Annotated in this window: 18 protein-coding genes, 1 pseudogene and 1 riboswitch; of the genes and pseudogenes, 16 read left to right on the forward strand and 3 right to left on the reverse strand. The window is 37.3% G+C overall.

Features of this window, described 5'->3' with window-relative positions; translation table 11 throughout:
• Nucleotides 1-18 precede the first annotated feature (18 nt).
• Nucleotides 19-186 (forward strand): hypothetical protein, encoded by a 168-nt coding sequence (locus tag ACWPVE_RS11035; RefSeq protein ID WP_453993288.1) that lies wholly within the window; start codon nucleotides 19-21, stop codon nucleotides 184-186.
• Nucleotides 187-221: 35 nt separating this feature from the next.
• Here the strand turns inward: ACWPVE_RS11035 and ACWPVE_RS11040 are convergent, their stop codons facing one another.
• Entirely contained in the window at nucleotides 222-1,808 is a 1,587-nt protein-coding gene (locus tag ACWPVE_RS11040; protein ID WP_453993290.1) for a hypothetical protein, read from the reverse strand.
• A 184-nt stretch (nucleotides 1,809-1,992) separates the two neighbouring features.
• Between ACWPVE_RS11040 and ACWPVE_RS11045 the strand changes: the two genes are divergently transcribed.
• The 6 genes from ACWPVE_RS11045 to ACWPVE_RS11070 all read left to right on the forward strand — a co-directional run bounded on the left by ACWPVE_RS11045 (nucleotide 1,993) and on the right by ACWPVE_RS11070 (nucleotide 10,106).
• Complete coding sequence (locus ACWPVE_RS11045; RefSeq protein WP_453993292.1) at nucleotides 1,993-3,720, forward strand: cell wall-binding repeat-containing protein; 1,728 nt, start codon at nucleotides 1,993-1,995, stop codon at nucleotides 3,718-3,720.
• Between the two features lie 424 nt (nucleotides 3,721-4,144).
• Nucleotides 4,145-4,471 (forward strand): hypothetical protein, encoded by a 327-nt coding sequence (locus ACWPVE_RS11050; protein ID WP_453993294.1) that lies wholly within the window; start codon nucleotides 4,145-4,147, stop codon nucleotides 4,469-4,471.
• The gene (gene ltrA, locus ACWPVE_RS11055; RefSeq protein ID WP_453990916.1) at nucleotides 4,437-5,762 is read left to right on the forward strand and encodes a group II intron reverse transcriptase/maturase; all 1,326 of its coding nucleotides are present in this window, start codon (nucleotides 4,437-4,439) and stop codon (nucleotides 5,760-5,762) included. Before ACWPVE_RS11050 ends, ltrA begins: the two co-directional genes overlap by 35 nt.
• Nucleotides 5,763-6,101: 339 nt before the next feature.
• Nucleotides 6,102-6,187: riboswitch (cyclic di-GMP riboswitch) on the forward strand.
• Between the two features lie 46 nt (nucleotides 6,188-6,233).
• Nucleotides 6,234-6,398, forward strand: a complete 165-nt coding sequence (locus ACWPVE_RS11060; RefSeq protein ID WP_453993296.1) for a hypothetical protein — start codon at nucleotides 6,234-6,236, stop codon at nucleotides 6,396-6,398.
• A gap of 1,739 nt (nucleotides 6,399-8,137) precedes the next feature.
• Nucleotides 8,138-9,283, forward strand: a complete 1,146-nt coding sequence (locus tag ACWPVE_RS11065; protein ID WP_453993298.1) for an HNH endonuclease — start codon at nucleotides 8,138-8,140, stop codon at nucleotides 9,281-9,283.
• Nucleotides 9,284-9,641: 358 nt separating this feature from the next.
• Nucleotides 9,642-10,106 (forward strand): VanZ family protein, encoded by a 465-nt coding sequence (locus ACWPVE_RS11070; protein ID WP_453993300.1) that lies wholly within the window; start codon nucleotides 9,642-9,644, stop codon nucleotides 10,104-10,106.
• A gap of 66 nt (nucleotides 10,107-10,172) precedes the next feature.
• Here the strand turns inward: ACWPVE_RS11070 and ACWPVE_RS11075 are convergent, their stop codons facing one another.
• Nucleotides 10,173-11,060, reverse strand: coding sequence for a M15 family metallopeptidase (locus ACWPVE_RS11075; protein WP_453993302.1), 888 nt, complete (start codon nucleotides 11,058-11,060; stop codon nucleotides 10,173-10,175).
• Nucleotides 11,061-11,470: 410 nt separating this feature from the next.
• On the opposite strand from ACWPVE_RS11075, the gene ACWPVE_RS11080 reads away from it, so the two are divergent.
• The 8 genes and pseudogenes from ACWPVE_RS11080 (at nucleotide 11,471) to ACWPVE_RS11115 (ending at nucleotide 21,385) form a co-directional block, all read left to right on the forward strand.
• Complete coding sequence (locus ACWPVE_RS11080; protein WP_453993304.1) at nucleotides 11,471-12,493, forward strand: LacI family DNA-binding transcriptional regulator; 1,023 nt, start codon at nucleotides 11,471-11,473, stop codon at nucleotides 12,491-12,493.
• Between the two features lie 76 nt (nucleotides 12,494-12,569).
• Nucleotides 12,570-13,922 (forward strand): ABC transporter substrate-binding protein, encoded by a 1,353-nt coding sequence (locus tag ACWPVE_RS11085; RefSeq protein ID WP_453993306.1) that lies wholly within the window; start codon nucleotides 12,570-12,572, stop codon nucleotides 13,920-13,922.
• 14 nt (nucleotides 13,923-13,936) lie between these two features.
• The gene (locus tag ACWPVE_RS11090; RefSeq protein WP_453993308.1) at nucleotides 13,937-14,821 is read left to right on the forward strand and encodes a carbohydrate ABC transporter permease; all 885 of its coding nucleotides are present in this window, start codon (nucleotides 13,937-13,939) and stop codon (nucleotides 14,819-14,821) included.
• The gene (locus ACWPVE_RS11095; protein ID WP_453993310.1) at nucleotides 14,818-15,735 is read left to right on the forward strand and encodes a carbohydrate ABC transporter permease; all 918 of its coding nucleotides are present in this window, start codon (nucleotides 14,818-14,820) and stop codon (nucleotides 15,733-15,735) included. Before ACWPVE_RS11090 ends, ACWPVE_RS11095 begins: the two co-directional genes overlap by 4 nt.
• Before the next feature lie 23 nt (nucleotides 15,736-15,758).
• The gene (gene melA, locus ACWPVE_RS11100) at nucleotides 15,759-17,081 is read left to right on the forward strand and encodes an alpha-galactosidase (RefSeq protein WP_453993312.1); all 1,323 of its coding nucleotides are present in this window, start codon (nucleotides 15,759-15,761) and stop codon (nucleotides 17,079-17,081) included.
• A 164-nt stretch (nucleotides 17,082-17,245) separates the two neighbouring features.
• Nucleotides 17,246-18,715: pseudogene (locus ACWPVE_RS11105) on the forward strand (IS1182 family transposase); the annotation flags it as partial.
• 474 nt (nucleotides 18,716-19,189) lie between these two features.
• Nucleotides 19,190-20,089, forward strand: a complete 900-nt coding sequence (locus ACWPVE_RS11110) for an AEC family transporter (RefSeq protein WP_453993314.1) — start codon at nucleotides 19,190-19,192, stop codon at nucleotides 20,087-20,089.
• Between the two features lie 234 nt (nucleotides 20,090-20,323).
• Complete coding sequence (locus ACWPVE_RS11115) at nucleotides 20,324-21,385, forward strand: NAD(P)-dependent alcohol dehydrogenase (protein WP_453993316.1); 1,062 nt, start codon at nucleotides 20,324-20,326, stop codon at nucleotides 21,383-21,385.
• Nucleotides 21,386-21,655: 270 nt separating this feature from the next.
• Here the strand turns inward: ACWPVE_RS11115 and ACWPVE_RS11120 are convergent, their stop codons facing one another.
• Entirely contained in the window at nucleotides 21,656-21,910 is a 255-nt protein-coding gene (locus ACWPVE_RS11120) for a sporulation histidine kinase inhibitor Sda (RefSeq protein WP_453997472.1), read from the reverse strand.
• Nucleotides 21,911-22,608: 698 nt separating this feature from the next.
• Between ACWPVE_RS11120 and ACWPVE_RS11125 the strand changes: the two genes are divergently transcribed.
• Nucleotides 22,609-23,610 (forward strand): substrate-binding domain-containing protein, encoded by a 1,002-nt coding sequence (locus ACWPVE_RS11125; protein ID WP_453993318.1) that lies wholly within the window; start codon nucleotides 22,609-22,611, stop codon nucleotides 23,608-23,610.
• Nucleotides 23,611-23,614: the final 4 nt, after the last annotated feature.

Genomic DNA, 23,614 nt, shown 5'->3' on the forward strand with positions numbered 1-23,614 from the left:
AAACACCCAGGTGAACGAATGAATACAAAGTTTAAGGATCTACCTAAAAGTGTTCAAAAAGTGATTCGATTCATTTATCAAGATGCAAGTTATGAACAACTTCATGAACTTGAACATCATATTGAACGAGCCATTAAAATTAGACTTTCTGAATTAGATAACAAAAAGCGAAAGAGCGCCGGTTAGATCGGTGCTCTTTTGTCTAATTAGAAGCCTATCTATCACTCAATAATCCCCACATAATCCTCAATCCTCTCCATATCAACCCTATAATCAATCCCCAGTCCATCAAGATAGGCCTCTTTCACTTCAATCAGCTTTTCTATCACCTGATATTCTTTTTTCTTAATCTCCCATAATAACGCCTTCGAATATAACAGGTCATAATATGTCACAAGCTTATAGTCATTGCCTTGATAGGTACCGTCCGGATTAAGTTGATAACGGAGGTTGCCGTTCTCGCTTATCCAATCCTCACCTGTATCCACTAATGCCTGTAACAATGTATCACCTGCAGCCAAATATTTTCTCTCTCCTGAATGCAAATAACTATAGTAAAAATAATTCATTAAGCTTAACGCATGATTGAGCGATACATGTGTGAGTTCGTTGCTATAATCCGAAAAGTAATCAATTAAAAATTTCCCGTTCTGAGTCGGAATGGTACGTCCTTCTTCTAGCTTCGAGATTAAAAAATTTGCATAGATTTTATAGTTATCCTCGTATTCTTTAATCCCCAGAATCTTTGCTCGTCGTGCCTGGGCCCGAAATAGATTGTCGTTATGTCTGGTGTCGACATAGTGAGTAGGGATATTGTATTTATCTTCTAACCAAGTACTTGTATAGTTCGAGTACCACAATCCATCTGACTCTCTAATTTGCTCAAGTTGTACAAAAGAGTTCCAGTTAATATTTTCGAAAAAACGATTCCCTGTTTCCTCAAAGGCAATAACAGATTGTTTCGCACTTTGGCGCACCAAAGAGCGAACAAAGCTCATCTCAGAACGAGGATAGATAGTGGCCAATCCTTTTGCGATGACATCGGTGGGAGTGAGCCATTTATACTCGTCGATTCCGTTATGTGCAGCACGTGTGAATTCATCCTTGTGTCGAAATAACGTATCATGGCTTACCATATACCAAGAGTCAGATCGACTGTTGTTAGCTTTTGTAGTGATTGAAAAATACAACTCACCACCTTTATCAATTACCTTACTGTCTCGATACTCATCAACTAAATCATACACAACACTCGATGTACCAAAATGAGGATAGGTATGAATGAGTTTGCGGTAAGCATATTGTCCACCAACAAACACACTCCCTGCGTCCTCAAATGCATAATAGGTAAACGTATTGGATGTAGGATCCTTATACTTCTTCCGGTTCGGATATACCTCAGCAGTCTCTGGGTTTTCTTCTATTTTCGTAAAAGAAAGGGCATCAAAGGATTGTTCCAAAGTTAGTTGCACATCACTTTTAGAATCTAAATGAACAAAGACAAACAGATCTTGAGTCGGCACTTTTCGTAAGGTAACCACAGCTTGGCCAACCGTTTTATGATCTTCACTACGAATGACCAGTGAATAGACCTGGTCAATCACACCATAGATCTCTTTTTTTTCTTTCGATTTAACCAGAAGGCGGTGCCCTTCTGAAAAAGCACGAATACCAAAGTCTTCATCGAGTAATACGTCTCCATTAGGTGCCACCGCAGCCTTATAACTTACCCCAAAATAGTAAGACATGCTAAAAACAATGAGCCCAATAAAAACAATCAATGTCTTTCGCCAACTTACATACATCATCAAAAAAACTCCAATTACTATCGTATTTGTGTATGTGTAGTATGTGCACAAATACGCAAAATTCTACAAAAATCCAGTATTTTCTAGTATAATGAACTATTATGTGGGACGCGGGGCTTCGATATTTGTCCTGCCTTGGGACAGTGAACCTGTCCTTTTGTTCCAAAACGAGGAGGGGACCGACATGAAGCGGATTTTTAGTGTTTTAGTATTTTCGTGTCTGTTTTTCTTGATCGGGATTCAGACAAGCTTTGCTGAGACTGATCGAATAAGAGGAGCAGAACGTTTTGAGACGGCGGTTGAAATTTCGAAGACGGGCTGGGAAAGCTCTGAATATGTGATCATTGCGAACGGTTTTAGCTTTCCAGATGCATTAGCGGGTGGACCACTTGCGTATACTCATGATGCACCGATTCTATTAACACGAGTTACGAGTCTATCAGATGAAACAAAAGCAGAGATTAAGAGATTAAAAGCTTCAAAAGCGATCATTCTAGGTGGGACAGCTGCCATTTCAGAAGACGTTGTCGAACAGCTTGAAGACTTAGGGTTAGAGGTGGAACGCATTGGCGGTAAGGACCGGTATATCACTGCAGCTCTAATCTCGGAAAAAATACCATCTACACAAGCAGTGCTTGCAAATGGTATGAACTTCCCAGATGCATTAGCAGTTGCGCCATATGCCGCACGAAACGGAATTCCGATTTTATTAACAAGAACCACATCCATTCCTGAAACGACGAAATTAGCCCTAGAAGGGAAAATAAACACCATCATTGTGGGCGGGAATGGAGCTGTAAATGAAAGTCTGGAAGAATCACTACCAAATCCAGTCCGATATAGCGGGAAGGATCGATTTGAGACAAATAAAGCGATTGTCGAAAACCTTCCACTAGGAAATGGAAAAGCCTACATAGCAACAGGCCAGAACTTTGCAGATGCTCTAACAGGATCTGTTCTTGCAGCAAAAAACCACTCTCCCATTCTATTGGTGAAACAAATAGCGATTCCAGATAGTATTGGTTCCTTACTACCAAACTATCAATCTTATTCCATCTTTGGAGGAGAAACGGCCGTATCTGATCTTGTACGGAAAGAATTAGATGGGGAAGTTGCTGCATTCTCAGCTCGCGGTGTTACCATTGGCGATACTGAGAAAACAGTGACGACCTTACTTGGTCAACCAAATCGAATCGATGAAAGTCGCTACGGTTTCAAATGGTATATCTACAATAAAAACTATGCGACATACTTACAAGTGGGCATCCTGAACGAAAGAGTAGTGAGTGTAGCAAGTAATGCGGATGTATGGGAATCCATTTATGGAATCGGAATTGGCTCCACTTCAGCAGAGGTATTTAAACAATTAGGAAAAGTGACGGAAGAGCCTTATCTGATTGATAATAAGTACGAAGTGCAATTCTATTATGATCAGTTAAAGAGCGACAAAGTGGATACCGTCTCTTTTATTCACATAACAGATAAAAACATCAAGCAAGAAGCTGACCTTACGGAAGAGATTAGAAAAGGCTTTGAAAAACAGGTATTTGACTTAGCGAATGTATCAAGAGTAACTGCTGGTTTGAAGCCTCATAAATGGGATGAGAAGGTGGCAGAAGTTGCAAGAAAACATAGTCGTGACATGGTAAAAAGCGATTTCCTAGGCTCGGAAAATCCGCATACAAATGAGGACTTACGAGACCGATTGAAAAACGCAAATATTACCTACAAGAAGGCAAATGAAAACATTGCAGCCATATTCCTTAATCCGATTGAAGTGCATATGGCCCTTATGAATTCCAAAGGTCATCGATCAAATTTATTGAACAAAGAGTATGACTACCAGGGTGTAGGTGTAGCCTTTGGTGGGCAATACGGCGTCTACTACACACAAATTTTTTATGGAAAATAAAATGGGGGACCTTGTTCCACCTACAAATCAAAAGACTAGAAAATCAACTTGATTTCTAGTCTTTTGTGCGCTTGGCAGCGCATCGGACTAACAGGTGAAAGTCCTGAACACACCGTAGTGGCGGAAGTGTATAGCTGACAAGTAGTGCATTGCCGTGAGGCAATGTGCAGAGGACTTGAAGGCAAAACCTGGAACAGGTGACAATCTAACCATGTTGGCTGGCAGAGTCGGATAACCCTGCAAAAGAAGGGAGTGTCCAAAGCCACAAGAGGGCTCTGTTAGTTAAGAGGACTGGATTCAGGTGAAAGCCCGATGACGTGACCCAAGGAGGTCTCATCGTTTCCGAAATACGGTAACCCTTATTCAAGTCCGTGATGGATAAGATAAGATTATGAATGGTGAGAAGTCAGAGCAGGGGATAGTAGTGAAGAAGCTTACCGGAAAGGTCGCAATGGTGAGTGACTTAATACAAGTTATTAAGAGGAGCCTTAACCCAAAAGGTAGGGACTCTATGCGAAGCCCGTCTGTCCATGGAAGAAAAAAAAACCGAGTTATCTTAGAATACGTCATGTCCATACAGAAACCGATAGGACAAATCCATAGAATCGGGGTCGAACAGAAGGGTAGACCGTATGGGGGCGCAGTACTTTGTGGACCTGTTGATATTGCGGAAATTGGGCTAGTCAATCATCAGACTGAAAGGAAAGATACGGAACATGAACGGAAAAGAAGGCAAACAAGGTTTTCGTGAGGGAGTAAGGATTCCACAAAAGAGAAAGTGGTATAGTCTTATAGATAAAATATGGGCAATGCCAAACATGGAGGAAGCCTTTAAAGAGGTTAAAAGAAATCGAGGTGCCGCAGGGATAGATGGAGTAACAATTAAGGCTTTTGAATTTGGTGTGGAGGATAATGTACAAATCCTTCAACGTGAATTACGAGATAAGACATATAAGCCGAGACCAGTGAAACGAGTATATATTCCAAAGGCTGATGGTTCAAAAAGACCTCTAGGTATCCCAACCGTGAGAGACCGAATAGTACAGGCTTCTGTACGCAGAATAATAGAGCCAATCTTTGAAGCTAAATTTCTTGATTGTAGTTTTGGTTTTCGACCGAACCGAAGTGCACATATGGCATTGGATAAAATCCGAAAGGATTTATTGGATGGTTATGTGTATGTAATTGATGCAGACCTAAAATCATACTTCGACACAATTCCACATGACAAACTAATGTCACTGGTTAGAGAAGAAATAGTGGATGGAAGTGTCATTGGACTACTTGAGAGTTTCCTCCAAGCAGGAATCATGGAAGGTGGAAGTTTCCACTTAAATGAAAAAGGTACTCCGCAAGGTGGTGTTATTAGTCCGCTTCTTGCGAACATATACTTGCATCCGTTAGATGAATTAATGACGGAGCGTGGACATCGCATTACGAGATATGCAGACGACTTCGTCATCTGTTGTAAATCACAAAAGGGTGCAGAAAGAGTACTTAAATCCGTTACTCGATTTCTTGAACAAAAACTCGGTTTAACTGTACATCCTGAAAAGACTAAGATTGTTGATAATATGAAAGAATCCTTTGTATTCTTAGGATATGAATTTAAACAAGGTTATTGGGTTAAGCCGTCAGAAAAATCGATAAAGAAATTTAAGAATAAGGTAAAGGAAATTACAAAGCGAAATCAAACAATAAACATGGAGAAGCTAATTAAAGAGAAACTTAATCCATACCTGCGTGGCTGGGCTAACTACTTCGGATACTGGCATTCCAAGACTCTATTTACGGAGTTTGACAAGTGGATTCGGAGGAGACTACGGTCCGTTCAATTGAGGAGCTGGCGAAAGATAAGAAAATTGCACAGAGAACTACGAAGAAGAAAGTGGAAAGGAGAACTTCCACAGTTGCGCATGTATGCTTGGAGAAGTTCTATGTCTACCCCAGTGCATGTAGCACTTCCAAATGAATGGTTTAAAGAAATTGGTCTCATATCTTTAGTGGATATTTACAATGAACATCATCCCCAACGGGGATAATCATGGAGGAGCCGTATGCGATGACCCGCACGTACGGATCTGTGAGAGGCGCATGAATAAATTCATGCGCCTACTCTATTGTTTGGTACGAAGATAGACCGCGGGGAAAATCATTACACATCAATAATTCTATTATTCTGAATGAAAACAGCACAACACCCCCAAATTAATCTGTCATTTAACGTAAATATATAGAAACAAATGGAATTTAATAAAAAGAATCCTACGCCATTCGTCTAGATTCTACAAAAATCTACCTTAACCTGACTGATGTAGGTCTAAAGACCCTGTGAAAAGGTGCTGGCATTATTTATAGTAGTAATGAATCTTACATAAATCGTACGAAAATGGCAAAATCATTGAAAGGTGATGACGCAAAACTAGAGGGGCTAAGGTCACATAGACTACGCCAGCCAGTTCCCGAACACGAGACTCTGTCGATTTATGTGTCAAATCGAAAGGAGATATGTAGTGAAAAAAGTGATTTACAAGGCAAAATATTACTATCACAACTTTCAATACAACAAGAATCGTGCATTATTGGAGGATTGTCTCTGCGTAAAGCTAAAAGCAGACATCAGATCCAAAATGAACTATCATGAGCGTGAAGCCATCAACTACATGACAAAACTATAACTTCTTGAGGGAAGGGCATTCCCTTCCCTGTCCCGCACTCCTAGCTAAACTTCTGAAAAAATCCACATCCACTACAAGCGCGACCAATCTGTTCCTTCGTTTCAGGATGTCTATAATAGACTTCATCATGTCCGCAAACAGAACATTCCATATCGTGAAAAATCTCTCGAGGTCCAAGGACGACATCAAGTATAAGTTCGAAGGCCAATCAATCAAATCCCTTCATGACAGATTTTTCCCAATATATCATAAGAGACTCGTGAAATTAGCCAAAATTTGTCTTCCCACTAGAAAAAGCTCTCGACAATCTATAGGACAGGATATATAATACCAAATTCCTATCTAATCAAAAGAATAATTACAATGAATTCGGCATAAAAGAAGAAGCTTGCAATACAACTTCAATAGAGACAGGTAATTTTCCATATTTGGCATAATCATCAAATTTTAGTCAATAGGTACATAGTGGCATAATTATTTCTACGATTTTTGTAGATATTTGTAAATTCCTTGTTTATAATAACCAATAGTGAACAAAAAATGGGACAAATCGTAAGTCCACTGACCCAGGAGGTTGGATGAATATGAAGACAAATTAAAGGAAAGGATGTGGGCGGGTCTTCTTTAACTGTAAATGTTAAAATTCAGATAAAGAAGAAGTCTTAGAAGTAATCTATATATAAATCTATGTAGTAATCTATGGTATTGGTGTGCTCATATTGAACTTTCCTGCGTGGCAAGCTGAATCGTTCGACTGTTCAAATTGAACAGGTGGAGGGTTCAATGAAAACTCGTGGACGGTTCTGCTCTTTTTTCTATATCTAATATTGGGATTGATTTGTGCAGAAAGTATTCTAGCGCTTGATTAGTGGAGGATTAAACCATCACCAATTATTGATACTGACCTAGTAATGAAGATTTATATGAAATACTAAAGCCCTGAAGGGCTTCAGATTGATTTACTTTTTCCAATGTTTATGAGACAGGGTAATACGTATAAACCTGTATCCTTGTGGTAAGGATTTTTTTATCTCTCATAAGAATAATAGGTAAGCAACCTTTTACTTAAGTGTGGAGTAGTTATATTAAAGAAAAATACAACTATTTAACTATATATTTGTTATATAATGGTAGTAGGAATGATGGTTTTGTGAGAATGACATAAAAGGAAAGGGGTGACAAATTTTAAAACTCAAAATCAGTTAATATTAATTAAGAAGGCGTTACTTTTGAATAAGAGCATTGATACACTTTTTAGTAAGCGTTGAACTAATTTTTTAAATTCTATTCAAGAGTTTAAGGGTTTTAAAGAAAGTTTACTTTAGTGGGATGGAGAGCTCAATATAGGCAAGACTGTATGAACAGATGAGAAAGATAGGATTAGAACCAGTAATGTGAGATACATATAAATTCTAATACTTCTGTAAAAGTCTCTAACCCTAGATTTAAATATGATGAGAATATTTTTATATATTAAATTTCTTCTTTTACTAAAAAATTGACGGTTGTTAGATGTTGAATTTAACAGTAGTGATTTCATACTACTTATTAGGATAGTTTAGAAAAAATCATTTTTCTTCTATAGCGCGTTTTTCTAAAAAAGAAAATAATAATCAGGCTTAGAAGGATGGAAATGGTTTGAAAATTTGATTAATAATATAATTTCCGTTTTTTATGTAGTGCTCTAAAAAATGGTTGGTATTTTATTTATCATTTAAGAATCATTAGTGAGGTATACTATGAATGAAAAATTATTAACAAAAATAACAGAAGTTCTAGTATCATCGGCAATTAGAAATGAGGTTATTGAATATAGTAGATTAAGTAGAGAGATTGGCGGAATCATTCCACCAATTATGTTAAATGAACCTTTAGGTGAAATCTCGTTAAGGTGTGTAAAGAATGGTTTTCCACCGCTTTCTGCAATTGTTGTCAATCAACAAACCCAACTTCCTGGAGAAGGCTTTTTTACATGGGTGGCTTCAAGGATGGGTTACACAGACTTACCACATTCGGAATGGGAAGATTTTTTTTATAAACAAAAAGAGGCCGTTTTCAGTTGTGATTGGGGCGAATACCTAGATAATAAACCAACAAATAAAAGAACTAAAAATTTAAGCATATTTTCAATAGAAGATCTTAATGAACGATTATCAGATAAATCGTATGTAATAGGTAATGAGACAAAGTATTACATTTTAACACTAAAAATGTTCCTTGAAACAGCAACTGTTGGTCCCTATCAATATCAGGTTGTGATATTAGAAAACCATCAGGAAGTATGTAAGTATACTTTAGAAAGCGTAGATTCAAAACAACTACTTACACCTAGTAAGAAAAAGGGACTTGAGCTTTTATTCGAACATAACCCAATGGTTAATATAAAAGATATTAGTATGGTGCACTACAAGCAGGATCGCTTAAAGGATACTCATTGGGAAAAAGAGCCAAGAGCCAATCTTGAGGCCCTATATAATAAAATGGGCACCATAAGGCTCCGCAATATAGTAAAGCATGATGTAGAAATGGAGAAGCAGCAATATGCAGCAGCATATAAAGACGGAGAAGTAAAACAATACTATGGGAATCGTTACGAACGTAAAGCGAAAAACCGTCTGAAAGCTATCGAGATTCACGGAACTCAATGTGCCGTATGTGACTTTAAATTTGAAGAGGTTTATGGTGAGCTTGGAAAAGATTTTATTGAGATTCATCATGTAAAGCCCTTAAGTACGTTAGGCGGAGCAATTGAAATTGATGCTAAAAATGATTTAGTACCAGTTTGCCCTAATTGTCATCGAATGCTGCACAGAAAAAGAGACAAGGTTCTGTCAGTGCGTGAATTAAAGGAAATCATACAAAGTCAGATTACAATAAAATCTTAATATCTCCCATGCCACTAGTTCGGGTGTATTGAAGATTTTGGATAAACTGTTATATCTACAATGAATTCGCCCATATGTTTTACTATAAGTTCATGAGAAATCTTGAAAAGTAATGTTTCATAAAATTATTGAACTTTTAATAAGGGGTACCACGATTAGATTTAGAATATGATAGTTTTGGAATCTAACAGGATATAACTTTAAGATATTGAGGTTAAGGTTAAAAGGAAATTATAGAAGTAATTTAAATTGAAATTGAATATTTTATAGTAGAATTTGTTGTTAAAAAACACTTCAATTCGTTGGGATCTTTTAAGCAATTATAGTGTGAGTACTAAATGTAGAGGAATTTTATTTTATGTATAAACGACTATCATGGATTGCTGTTATTCTATGCATGGCAGCAATCTTTCATTTTTCACATCAACCAGCCGAAAAATCTGATAACCTCAGCAAAGGCATAACGAAAACGATTGTCGAAAAGGTTGAAAAAGTGTCTCCAGAAAAAGAATTTAACCTTCGAAAGGCTAATCAAGTAGTACGAAAAAATGCCCATTTCTTTATCTATTTAGTGCTAGGTGCACTTCTACTAAAAGCATTGAATAGAAGTAAAGTATACGGAATACGGGCGATAACATTTGCTCTTACCCTTAGTGTTTTGTTTGCTATATCGGATGAACTCCATCAACTATTTGTTCCAGGTAGGGGAGCACAAGTCTCCGATGTACTGATCGATTCAGCTGGTGCGATAACGGGTATAGGGTTGTATCTATTATTTAAAAGGATCGTAAAGACATGTAGACATTTATCGATGACTAAGTGAAACAAGGGGACGGTTCTACTGTTCTCCTATTTTTTAGGAGAACATGAGAACCGTCCCTATGTTCTATTACCTATATCTCGTTACAATTACTCCGTCGACGTTGTTTCCAGAAATCTCATATTGGGATAAGACTGGCTCAGCCATTTCTAGAGTTTCTGAGACAGGGCGGTAAGTGATATAGTATTCCCTGCCATCAATAGTTGCCGTTATGTTCTCTTTCTCTTTTAGATATTCTATGTATTCCTCCAACACAAGGTCTTTTTCCTTCATAATTATACTATGGGGCAGACCGACATACCGAAAGTGCCAAGGTTCATATTCAATCCCCGTAATAGCTGTTTTGTCCTTTGGATATCGCAGTATAAATCCATATTCCCACGCATTTTCTGCCATCCATTTCCCTTCAGGGGCATGTTCCATTTTCATTAAGGTTGATCCGACATCGATAGCTAACCCAGTATTATGTTCACTATACCCAGGTGGCAGAGCATAAGCAGCGCCCATTTGTTTATAGAGTTTCGCTTGTTCTTCAAAGCCACGATATCCACTATTCAAAGAGAAATGAACCAATCCATCCTGTTTCGCCGCCTCCATCATTTTTGAAAAAGCGAGTCCCGCCTCCTTTGAAAGAGAGATAGAATGAGTGCTTGACCCAAACTGTTCTTCCAGTTCCTCAATCGCAGATAGTGAGACAATATCTTCTTTTACACTATTTTCTTTGAGCGGGTAGGTATTGTTGACTAACAGCAAGTCTCCTTGGAAAATTTGGTTCTTGTTCATATAAATGGTTTGAACTTTCTTTACGGGAGGCTCTCTTTTGCTTATATTAGACACAATGAGTGTGTCCGTCTGTGTTTTCCCTTGTTCCTGAAAGACCGAACTAAACGAAACAAAAGCAACACCAATGATTACACTTAAGATTACTAGAAATATCCACTTTTTATTCTTCTGCAATTTATTTTTCTCCTTACTATTCAAAAGCTATGTAGAGTATCTCCTATGCTGAATTTATTGCAAGCAAACCCTTTACAACTATAACATGGTGAATTTGATTGAGTCAGTAAAGTTTTTATAGTAATATACTACAACATCATTTTCTGACCATACGTTAAATAGACGTTGCAAACTTGTTTATAATATATATTCCATTTCTAAGGGATGTAATATAGTGAATTTACTCTTCATTGATAGGAATAACCGAAATAGTTTTTTAAAAAATGTCGTTACAAACATGGTAATCTAGGTTCGAGTGGATATTTCAAATATTTTTCATAAATATTTGCATTGAAATTAAATTCTGAATATTTTATAATGAATCTAGAGAAAATTTCTGAAATTTCTCTGAAATAATTGGAGGGTAATTTATGAAAGTTACATTAAAGGATATTGCGGAGAGGGCTAATGTCTCGGTCTCAACCGTATCTAGAGTACTAAACAATACACCGACATCAATAGATGAACCCACGAGAAATAAGATTTTCAGTATTTCTAAAGAACTGGGATATAAAAAACATCTGAAATCTTTAGAAAAAAGAAGAGAAATTTCTGAGGTTCATATAGGCCTTTTATTAAATAATTCGAAAAATAAGTATAAGGATCCATATTTTTCAGAAATTATCTTTGGTATTGAACAGGAATTAATGGATCAGGGATTGGATATAAGATTTACATTAGATGAGCAAGAATTACAAAATGGTAGATTGCCTTCAAAATTCAATGGAGACAACACTGCAATTTTAGTAGTTGGTCCAATTAGCAATTCAATACTCCAATCCTTAAAAGAACAAGTTTTATTAATTATCTCTGTTGGAGGGAAACCTTCCATACCAATTGATTATGTGACTATTGATTTTATGGAAAGTGCGGTAAAAGCGGTAAATCATCTTATAAACCTCGGTCATAGAGATATTGCTTTTATTGGTGGTGCTGAATTACCTGAAAGTGGTGTTACTGAGGAATCCCGCTATAAAGGTTATGAACTAGCCCTTACTCATTCTAATATTTCTTTAAGAGAAGAATGGATAAAGAATGGTAATTTCACGGTAAATGGTGGGTATCAAGCTATGAAGGAAATATTGTCACTTGAACATATTCCTACAGCATTGTTTATTGCAAGTGATCGGATGAGCTATGGTGCCTATAAAGCGATTCAGGAAAAAGGATTAACTGTACCAAATGATATATCAATTATTTCCTTTGATGATTTAGAGATGTCGCCATTTATAAATCCACCTTTAACCACAGTTCGCGTACATAAAGAGGATTTGGGGAGAATTTCCGTTAAATTTCTATCACAGCGAATAAAAGATGAAATTACATTACCATTAACTACTTATTTACCAACAGAGTTAATTGTCCGCAAAAGTTGCGGTAACAATAATCAATGATGGAAAAGGAGGAATTTGTCTAAACATTCTCGATACCAATTATTCTAGCGTAGTCACTAAGAGGAGGGGGATTAAAATGAAAGCGTTTAAAAAAGGAGGAAGTAAAATGAAGGCGTATAACAAAACTGGTTTTATTCTTGTCGTATCCCTTATGATGGCTTTATTTTTAGCAGGTTGTGCAGGTTCTTCTGAAAGTAGTAGTGGAGATTCAGAGTCTGCAGAGAATAGTGATAAAGAAGTGGTGGAATTTGTATACTGGGCTGCTGCTGGTGGAGAGGAACAGGCATTTTTAGAGATGATTAAGGATTTTGAGCAGAAAAACCCAGATATAGAAATTAAGGCTAATCAAGTTCCACCCCCAAATTCAGGAGACTATTACACAAAAATTCAAACAAGAATTGCTGCTAATGATTCACCAGACCTCTTTCGTATCCAATATCAAAAATTTGGAGAATTCGCTAGTAAAGGTGCTTTACTAGATGTTACTGATTTATTTGAAACAGAAAGTGAAAACTATAACCCTAGCTTATTAACTGCGGTTACCTTTGAAGATAAAATCTATGGTCTACCACATCACACAGATACATTAGCGGTATTTTATAACAAGACTTATTTAGATGAACTAGGAATTGAGGCTCCTAGTACTCCTGAAGAAGCATGGACATGGGAAGAATTTATTGATGTAGCAACAAAGATTGAAGAAGCGGGACTTGCAGATAAAGGAATTGCGGTGAACTGGTCTGAGTCTTCTGCCTATCGTTCTCTACCATTTTTCTTCCAAAATGGAGCGACCATTTTAAATGAGGACTTAACAGAAGGAAATGTAGATACTCCAGAAGCGATTGAATCATTAAAGTTTTTACAAGACATGTTTAAAACACATATGTCACAAGGGAATAGTATGAAGGGCTCAGATGATTTTAATATGTTATTTTCTTCAGGGAATATTGGACTATTAATCTCAGGAAACTGGATGATTCCTAAATATGAATCTGATATGAAAGATTTTGAATGGGGTGTCACATACATGCCTGTCAAGGAGTCAGCAGCATCTGACTTAGGTGGTAATGGTATAGCAATCCCAGCTGCCTCAGAACATAGTGAAGCAGCAAAAAAGTTTTTAGCCTATATGGGTGAAGCAGAGGTAATGAAAAAATTTGTAGAGAAAGGGTTATTCTTACCAGCTCGTACAGACATTACTGAACCTTTCAACTATGATGTTGAGGATCAAGAAATGCTTAACCTTTTTATCGAGCAATCTCAGACAGTCCCTGAAGAACTTGCTCAAACAGTGACTTCCACTAATTTTTCAAAAATAAACCAAGCGTTAGCTGACACATTAGAAGAACTGTTTATTTCTAATATAGCACCTGAAGATGCGGCTAAGAGTTTTAATGAAAGGATTAACGCCATTCTTAAAGTAAATTAAAAGGGGTTATAGCTATGCAAATAATGAAAGATTGGTATAAGAAAAATTCGATAGCAATTGCCCCCTATATTTTCATTGCACCAAATATCATTTTGTTTTTAGTATTTATGATCATTCCAATCATTTTTACTTTTTATATTAGTTTTCATGATTGGGGTATTCTTGGGGCACCTGAATTTATTGGCTTTCAAAATTTCGTGAGCTTGTTTTCAGATAAGGTATTTTGGACATCGTTGGGCAATACCGTTTATTACACCGCTGCAACTGTTCCATTAAGTGCTGCATTTGGTCTATTAGGGGCTATCTTGCTTAACCGCAAGATACCTCTTCGCCCAATATTTCGAACCATCTTCTTTGCCCCTGTAGTTGTTTCCATGACAGCAGCAGGACTGATTTGGACATGGATGTTTAATCCTCACTATGGATTGTTCAATGAAATACTTTCTTATTTTGGAATTGGAACAGTAGACTGGTTAACATCAACTACATGGGCAATGCCTGCCATTATCATTACAACGTTATGGCTAAGAATTGGATATTGTTTAGTTATCTATTTAGCTGGACTTCAAGCTGTTCCAGATAGCTTATACGAGGCTGCCGATATTGATGGAGCAAATAGTTGGCAGAAGTTTTGGAGAATCACTCTTCCCACGATTAAACCAACAACCGTCTTTATCATCGTGATGGAAGTGATTCATGGTTTCATGGTTTTCGATCTAATCTACACGATGACTAATGGTGGACCAGGTTACTCAACAACCGTAATTGTTCAATATATTTACCAAAAGGCATTTGTTGAAGGGGACATGGGCTATGCATCAGCAATCGGTACCATCTTCTTCTTAATCATAATGGTATTAACTGCTATACAGCTTAGGATAGGGAGGGATGACTCGTGAAATCGACAACTACTACTATTTCTCGAGAAGAACACCCAGAATCAAACCCGCAAGCTAATTTTCGAAAAATTACTAATGCCAATAGTAGGAAACGGTCATTCTCTTTGAAAAAGACTGTTGCATTTATCGCCTTAAGTTTTATGGCTCTATTATTTTTAATGCCTTTCTTTTGGATGTTGTCCACGTCTTTAAAGTCTCCTGAAGAGGTAAGTTCAAAGAATGTGACTATCTTTCCAGAAGAGTTACGATGGAGTAATTTTATTGATGCATTAGATGCCGCACCCTTCCTAGGTTATGTAGGTAATTCATTAATCGTCAGTATTCTTGCGGTGGCACTCACTGTCTTTATCAATTGTTTAGCTGGTTACGCATTTGCGAAATACAAATTCAAAGGAAAAAATGTTCTATTTCTAATGGTACTTAGTACATTAATGATTCCAGTTCAAATAACAATGATACCAAACTTCTTTATCTTAAAAGAATTAAATTGGATCAATAGTTATGCTGGATTAATCATACCAAGAGCCGCAGAGGCATTTGGGTTGTTTTTAGCAAGGCAATACATTCTAAATATACCTGATTCACTAATTGAAGCAGCAAGAATTGACGGAGCTAGTGAATTCAAGATTTTTAGAAAAGTCATTTTGCCAAATATTAAGCCTTTAATTGCCGTACTCGTTATTTTTACATTTATGTGGAGATGGAATGAGCTTGCATGGCCACTTATTGTCGTCTCGGAAAAGAGTATGTACACGGTTCAATTAGGCCTAGCAATGATAAAGGGAGAACACTATATTGAGTGGACTCAAATCATGCCGCTTACTCTATTATCTATTATTCCTATATTACTTGTATTCCTGTTCTTCCAACGTTACTTTATTCAGGGATTTGTGAGTTCTGGAACGAAAGAATAAATTTGATTTAAGGAGAGATTATCATGACAAAAGTAACAATTATAGGTGCAGGCAGTGTTGTATTTGCAAAAAGATTAATTTCGGACATTTTATCTTATCCAGAACTATCAGATACAACTTTCTGGTTAACTGATATCGATACCGATAGACTAAGTACCGCAGAAAAAATGGCTCGTAACTTAGTAAAGGGGAAGGAAGCTCAAGTATTTGCTACTACTGATCGAAAGCAAGCACTTAGAGATGCTGACTTTGTATTAAATTTAATTCAAGTAGGAATGCATAAAGCAACCGTAACTGATTTTGAAATTCCTAAAAAATACGGACTGAACCAGACGATTGCCGATACTCTAGGTGTTGGTGGTGTATTCCGTGCACTTCGTACTATTCCAGTTCTACTTGACATATGCAAAGATATGGAAGAAGTTTGTCCAGATGCCTATCTATTAAACTATACAAATCCAATGGCCATGTTAATGCATGCGGTTTCAAAGGCGACATCCATCAAATCTGTTGGCTTATGTCATAGTGTTCAAAATACTGCAGATGATCTCGCATCTTATTTAAATATACCTGTAAATGAACTAGATTATAAAGTTGCTGGTATTAACCATATGGCATGGTTCCTTGAATTGAAACATAAAGGTGAGGATGTATATCCAAAACTTTTTGAAGCAATGGATAAAAAAGAAATCTTTAATCAAGATAAAGTCCGATTTGAAATGATGAGAAGGTTAAATTATTTTGTTACAGAATCTAGTGAGCATATGGCGGAATATACACCATACTTTATTAAAAAAGATGAACTTATTCAGCAATTTGATATTCCAATCGATGAATATATACGTAGAAGTGAACAAAACCTGGAAAAGTTTAAACAAACGAAGATTAAAGTGGATAACGGCGAAACAATTGAGGCAGAAGAAAGTCATGAATATGGTGCCCCAATTATCCATTCAATCGTAACGGGTACAGATCGTGTTATTTGGGGGAATGTTGCAAATACAGGATTGATTACAAACCTACCTAATGATGCATGTGTCGAAGTTCCATGTTTAGTAAATAAAGGGGGAATTCAACCTTGTTATGTTGGAGAACTGCCTCCGCAATTAGCAGCAATGAATATGACGAATATCAATGTCCAACAATTAACAGTTGAAGCTATTTTAACGAAGAATATTGATTATGTCTATCAAGCGGTAATGATGGATCCACATACTGCTTCCGTTCTTTCCCTAGAAGAGATCTGGGATATGACAAAAGAATTAATCGAAGCACACGGAGACTTATTACCTGAATTTACATCAGGAAGAAACCTTAACCCAAAGAGTCCAGTTATTAGTCAATAATGAAACACGGGGGCGGTTCGAGACCACTGAAAAAGTCATAAAATTTTTTAGTTAAATCAGCTTTTTATAAAAAGTTGAAAGTCATTCGGTTTTCCAAACATGAAAAACCCCCTAAATGGTATAATGGATGTTGACTAGACACCAAACCATAGGGGGTTTTTCATATGCTTCGACTAGTGCCAAAGCAATATAGCTTTCATTCTGTATTATACGATAAAATTCCGGAAAATCATATCCTTAAAAGGATAGTTAGTATAATAGATTTTAGTTTTATTAATGAAATACTTAAGGAATATTATTGCGAAACTTTTGGAAGACCGGCAAAAGAACCTGAGTTAATGTGTAAACTCCTTTTCCTTCAGGAAATGTATAACCTCTCTGACGAGAGGTTGATTGATGAAGCTAGCTATAATCTAGCTTATTTGTATTTTCTTGGTCTTGACCCCGAAGATACACTTCCCGATAAAAGTCTACTATCAAAGTTTAGAACAAAACGGTTTCCTGATGATAAACCTTTGGATAAGATTTTGACACACATTGTTGAACAATGTGTGGACAAAGGGCTTATTAAAGGAAACAGTGTCAGTATTGACGCAACACACATTGAAGCAAATACTATTAAGAAAACACCTGAAAGACTGATGAAACATTTAGCACGAAAAGTTCTTAAAGCACTAGAAGAAGAAACTGGCCAGGTTCCTGTTGACTTGCCTGCAGAACCAGAATATATGGAAATTGAGGATCATAAAGAAGCGAAGGCTGTTATGAAAGAGTACGTTGATAGGGTGATTGAATGTGTAGAAAAGCAGGTAACTCCTACAGAATCAAATACCAATGAAATGATCAAAAAGACAAAAGAGATTATTAACGATCCAAAATTTATGCAGCAAAAAGATGTTCGCTCCGTTATAGATGAAGATGCTCGGGTTGGACGCAAAAGTAAGTCCCAAGATTTTTTTGGCTATAAAACCGAATTTGTTATGACAACAGACGAACGAATTATCACTTCTGTTCGTACAGCCAGCGGATCTTATATGGATGGCAATTTTACAAATGAAATGTTGAATGACACTTTATCTTCTGGTATTAAGGTAAAAGAAGTTTACGCAGATAAAGCATATTTTAGAAAATCAATTTTGGATGAAATTAAAGTCTTTGAAGCAAAGGCTTATATTCCTGTGAGTTCCGTTGTATATAGAATAGATGAAAGTGAATTTACATATAACAAAGACTCTGATGAGTGGCAGTGTAGCCAAGGAAATACAACCATTCAGAAGAAACATTTTAACACTAAAAATAAAGACGGTGATAGAACAGGGTATAAATATTATTTCGATATTAAGCAATGTAAGACCTGTCCTTTACATGACCAATGCGCAAAAAAATCAGCAAGAAGAATCCTTGTCGTCGGAAAAAACACCACAGAGTTTTATGAAATATCACAATTTCAGAAGTCAGAGGAGTTTAAAGAAAAATATAAGAAGAGGGCTTCTATCGAAGGTAAGAATGCGGAGCTCAAACGTTTTCACGGCCTCTCCCGAGCCAGGGGGTATGGTCTATTAAGTGTGTCTAAACAATCTAAATTGGCTGCCATAGCAGTTAACTTGAAGCGGATAGCAGCTATTGCATCCGCTTCATCAGTTAAATAAAGGGGGAATGGAACACCCACCCCCTCATAATAATAAGTTTCAATAAAAATAATCCCATTTTTGGTAGTCAATTTTAAAATTTCGAAGAAATGGGAGTGGGAGTGCAAAAAACCTCTACTTTTTCACTGGTCTCGGACGGTTCTACTGTTCCCCTATTTTTTTCCACAAAACACGGGGGCGGTTCTGTTGTTCTAAATCCTTTCATGCTGGGCGAGACCCGATGTATTAAACATTATATAGTTGTAGAATTTATATTTGAGGTGCTTGTCATAGTAGGCACCTCTTCTTTTTGTTTTAAAACGAGTTTAATAACTTAAGACCTTTGAGGGGTGTCTACAAATATCTCATTACTAGAAAATTCGGCTTTGTTTCTAGGTATCATTGTGGGACAAAAGTCCGTCTTTTTATCCTATTATGATAAAATAAGATATTAGTAGAGACACGAAAGGATTTTTTTATATGGAGCTATTATTAATTGTTTTACCAGCATTTCTTATTTTTGCTGCTGGATTTATTGGTCAGAGGATCCTGAAAATAGATATCAAACAGGTCTCAACATTTTCTCTATATTTGTTATTACCTTTTTTAGGATTTAATACGTTCTATACCAACCCGTTAAACTCTGATTACTTTTACATGTTTATTTTTACGATTCTTCTTGCTGTTCTTATGATGGGAATTACCTTTCTAATTGGTAAGGTAATAAAAGCAGACCAGCCGCATCTGTCTGCATTGCAACTTGGGAGTGTTTTTCCAAACAGCGGGAATTACGGAGCACCAGTGGCCTTGTTTGCATTTGGAAGTTTGGGATTTGATTACGCAGTCATTATCATGGTTATCCATGCATTTATCATTAATTCGCTAGGGATTTTTGTAGCATCAGTGGGTAGTTCAACTCCAACAAGTCCAAAAGAGGCATTTCGTCGATTAATACGAATGCCCGTACTTTATGGGGCGTTAGTGGGGACGCTTTTTCAGCTGTTTAATATTTCATTGCCTTCTACGATCATCGATGGGATAGGTATGGTTGGAGGGGCATCAATTCCAGTTGTCATGTTGATATTGGGGATGCAGTTGGCCGAAATAAAACCACAAAAGTTTAATTTAGGATATGTTAGTACGATTACTATACTACGTATGGTTGTTTCACCGTTACTTGCACTAGCATTAATTCAGTTCATGCCAGTCAACGAGACCATCCAACATGTCTTTATCCTATTAGCCGCAATGCCCGTTGCAGCCAACACAACAATACTAGCAGTCCAATTCGACTGCAAGCCTGAACTCATCTCATTCGCAACCTTAGTCACAACCATATTAAGCTTACTTACCATCCCAGTTGTACTGTATTTGCTATAGTGAAACGCGGGGACGGTTCTACTGTTCTCCTATTTATTTCCAACATAAACTAAATTACAATTAATACTAACTTTACCGATTTCACGAGAATCATAATTTGTAGAACGATAGAAATGCTACTTATTTATTGGCTTCATCTTCGCTTACTTGTGGTAGAATTAGGAAAATAGGAGATATCCATCCCTACGTTTTGCATGGGATGATTAAGTGCTTTTTTAAAAGGAGAAATGGAAAATGTCAAATTTACCTAGTTTTGTAGAAACAGCAGTTCTTCAAAAGCCTTTTGAAATAACAATGGAAAAAAGAGCATTACCAGTAGTAGGGCCAAACGATGTATTAATTAAGGTAATGGCTGTTGGAGTATGCGGCTCTGATGTCCACTATTATGAACATGGGAAAATTGGACGTTATGTAGTAGAAAAGCCTCTTGTTTTGGGTCATGAGTGTGCAGGAGAAGTAGTCGCTGTAGGGGATATGGTAAAGAATATAAAGCTAGGTGACCGAGTGGCGATTGAGCCTGGAGTTACCTGTGGCACTTGCGATATGTGTAAATTAGGGCGTTATAATCTCTGTCCAGACGTTCAATTTATGGCAACGCCCCCAGTAGACGGTGCGTTTGCACAATATGTAAAACATAGAGAGGATTTTGTGTACGTTATCCCTGATGAATTAAGCTATGAGGAAGCGGCATTGATCGAACCATTTTCAGTAGGTTTACATGCAATGAAGCGTGCAAATGTACAGCCAGGTTCTACAGTCGCAATTATGGGGATGGGGCCAGTTGGGTTACTAACGGTCGTTGCTGCGAAAGCCTATGGTGCCTCAAAAATTATAGTAGGAGATGTAGAGGACGTTCGCTTAGAGGCAGCTCTGAAGTTAGGCGCTACCCATGCAATTCAAGTTAAAAGCGAGGATGCGATTCAAGCGATTGGGAAATACACAAATGGAGCAGGGGTTGATTTTGCATTTGAAACTGCTGGAAATGGAAGCGCATTACAGACTAGTTTGAATGCACTGAAAAGGGGAGGGACACTAGCTGTAATCGGCCTGCCGCAAGAAAGTGCGACGCCTCTAAATATCCCCACAATTGTGGATAATGAAGTGAATATACTTGGTATCTTTCGCTATGCCAATACATATGAGACAGCAATCAGGATTCTTACTTCTGGACAATTCAATATCGGCTTACTCGTAACCGATCAATACCCTCTAACCGAAACAAAGGAAGCGCTCGAACAAGCCCGTACAAATAAAAGTAAGTCCTTAAAGGTCATGGTTTACCCGAATGGGCAATGAAACAAGTGAAACACGGGGACGGTTCTACTGTTCCCCTATTTTTTTCCATTTCAGCTATCTTACTGTTTATTCATGCATGCTCTTATTTTTATGATCTGCGTGGAATTTTGGATACGCAATGAAGAGATAGAGACAGCAGGAACTACTCTTTTTTATAGGGGCAATAAGGAATAGCGTACCGTTCCTTGTTATATACTTAAAAAAGCCTTATCCAAACTGAGATAAGGCTTTGTGAATCTATTATTTCACTTTAATAGAATATAGAATGGTTTATGGTGATAATCTTGAGGTGTATTGTGAAGAGGACAGTGGTGTTTCATGATGTGTATATCTTATAAGATTTCTTCTATTCATTTCATTCTTCAAAAGCCGAATGAATTCATTGTTCAACTTTAATTTAATAGCTTTCTCATGTGCTTCAATCAAAAGTTGATCCGATAAACACTTCACTACAAATTCTCCTTTCAATAAAATCACAACAGATATAAATATACAATAATTATGGATATTTATCCAGTGAAACATGGGGACGGTTCTGCTGTTCACCTATTTATTTCCATTCGCAAATACTATGACGTTTCCACTGTTCTCTCCCTTTTCCAATTCCTCCTTTACGAACAGGCTCACACTTCTTTCATACCAGCTGCTTAGAAAATATCTAAATGGTAGATCTCTAAAAAATCACTTCTTTTCCATCTCGTAACTTTATAAATCCTAGTATATCAAGGTGATAACGAGGATTAGGTTTTTAGTCCTACTCTCTGTGTTTCCCGCATATGAATAGTTGTAAAAAAAGACTGAGATACATAGAATCGTAAAAAGGTTGAAAGGGTGCGCCCAAGTAAAGAAAAGGAGAGGTGTTTGCAGTATGAAAAATTTTTCCGTAATACATGCATTCAACCAACCATACATTTCATAGAACAGAATCCTTCGCCACGTCACGTTAACTAGATTCTATAGTTGAGATGCAAGCTATATGACCACCAAGACTCCTGCTACCACAATGTGTTAGTAATCCATTCGTATAGAAAAAAAGAGATAAACGGGGCGCTATTCCCATAATAGATTAATAAAGGAAACAGGGGGAACTTTCAGAAGTTTTCATAGTTATTTGGGATAAATTAGGCGAACAGGAGAACCGTCCCACTGTTCTATTCTGGGAAAAAATAGGGAAACGGGAGAACCGTCCCCCTGTTTCCCCTGTTTCCGAAAGGGGGTTGGAGATGAAGAAGTTGTTGGGTGTGTATGCGTTGTTGGTTTTTGCGTTTTTGCTGTATTTGGTAGATTTTCAGTCTCGGGAGGCGATTGCGAATCAGAATGCATCGAAAGGGTTGCAGGGTGATATGGATGAGAAGTATGTGATGGTGACGTTTCAGGCTGGGATTGATTATTGGAAACAGATTTTAAAAGGGTTTGAGGATGCGGGGGAGACGTTGGATGTTTCTGTTGAGTATCGCGGGGCAGCGAAATATGATGTGAAGGAACAAATTACCGTTCTTGAGCAGGTGATTGCGAAAAAGCCATCTGGGATTGCGCTGTCTGCGATTCACCCGGATGCGCTGGATGTCACGATCTACAAGGCCATTGATGCTGGAATTCCTGTTGTTCTCTTTGATTCAAATGCCCCAAAGAGTAATGCTTATACTTTTATAGGTACAGACAATGTCAAGGCAGGTGTAACGGCAGCCCATGAATTGGCGCATTTTATCAATCAAAGTGGACAAGTCGCGGTAGTCACCACGCCACATCAGCAAAACCAAATTGATCGCCTGAATGGTTTTCAAGAGACCATTCAAAAGCAATACCCAGACATTGAGATCGTAGCGATTAAAGACGGGAGAGGAGACCAATTGGTTTCCGAGCAGGTTGTTGCAAAAGTTATAACAGACTATCCCAATTTAAAAGGGGTGTTCGTGACGGAAGCAAATGGTGGTGTGGGAGCTGGGAAAGCTGTGAGAAAGCTAAAAAAGGACAAAGATGTCAAAATCGTCAGTTTTGATACGGATAAACAAACACTTGATATGGTAAAGGAAGGAACCATCACAGCAACCCTTGCTCAAGGAACGTGGAGTATGGGCTATTGGGCGTTAAATTATTTGTTTTATTTACATCACGGATTGATCCAGTTACCAAGCGATCCCTATGCCCATAATAAATTACCAGAAATGGATACAGGCATAACCGTTGTGACGAAGAAAAATGTCGATAGTTATTACGCAGAGTAGGGTA

Source organism: Bacillus nitroreducens (assembly GCF_964021195.1).

Excerpts from the sequence above, each read along its gene's own strand:
- ACWPVE_RS11035 (WP_453993288.1), top strand. The coding sequence starts at position 19 with ATGAATACAAAGTTTAAGGATCTACCTAAAAGTGTTCAAAAAGTGATT.
- ACWPVE_RS11040 (WP_453993290.1), bottom strand. The coding sequence starts at position 1,808 with ATGATGTATGTAAGTTGGCGAAAGACATTGATTGTTTTTATTGGGCTC.
- ACWPVE_RS11045 (WP_453993292.1), top strand. The coding sequence starts at position 1,993 with ATGAAGCGGATTTTTAGTGTTTTAGTATTTTCGTGTCTGTTTTTCTTG.
- ltrA (WP_453990916.1), top strand. The coding sequence starts at position 4,437 with ATGAACGGAAAAGAAGGCAAACAAGGTTTTCGTGAGGGAGTAAGGATT.
- ACWPVE_RS11065 (WP_453993298.1), top strand. The coding sequence starts at position 8,138 with ATGAATGAAAAATTATTAACAAAAATAACAGAAGTTCTAGTATCATCG.
- ACWPVE_RS11070 (WP_453993300.1), top strand. The coding sequence starts at position 9,642 with ATGTATAAACGACTATCATGGATTGCTGTTATTCTATGCATGGCAGCA.
- ACWPVE_RS11080 (WP_453993304.1), top strand. The coding sequence starts at position 11,471 with ATGAAAGTTACATTAAAGGATATTGCGGAGAGGGCTAATGTCTCGGTC.
- ACWPVE_RS11085 (WP_453993306.1), top strand. The coding sequence starts at position 12,570 with ATGAAAGCGTTTAAAAAAGGAGGAAGTAAAATGAAGGCGTATAACAAA.
- ACWPVE_RS11090 (WP_453993308.1), top strand. The coding sequence starts at position 13,937 with ATGCAAATAATGAAAGATTGGTATAAGAAAAATTCGATAGCAATTGCC.
- melA (WP_453993312.1), top strand. The coding sequence starts at position 15,759 with ATGACAAAAGTAACAATTATAGGTGCAGGCAGTGTTGTATTTGCAAAA.
- ACWPVE_RS11110 (WP_453993314.1), top strand. The coding sequence starts at position 19,190 with ATGGAGCTATTATTAATTGTTTTACCAGCATTTCTTATTTTTGCTGCT.
- ACWPVE_RS11115 (WP_453993316.1), top strand. The coding sequence starts at position 20,324 with ATGTCAAATTTACCTAGTTTTGTAGAAACAGCAGTTCTTCAAAAGCCT.
- ACWPVE_RS11120 (WP_453997472.1), bottom strand. The coding sequence starts at position 21,910 with ATGTTTCACTGGATAAATATCCATAATTATTGTATATTTATATCTGTT.
- ACWPVE_RS11125 (WP_453993318.1), top strand. The coding sequence starts at position 22,609 with ATGAAGAAGTTGTTGGGTGTGTATGCGTTGTTGGTTTTTGCGTTTTTG.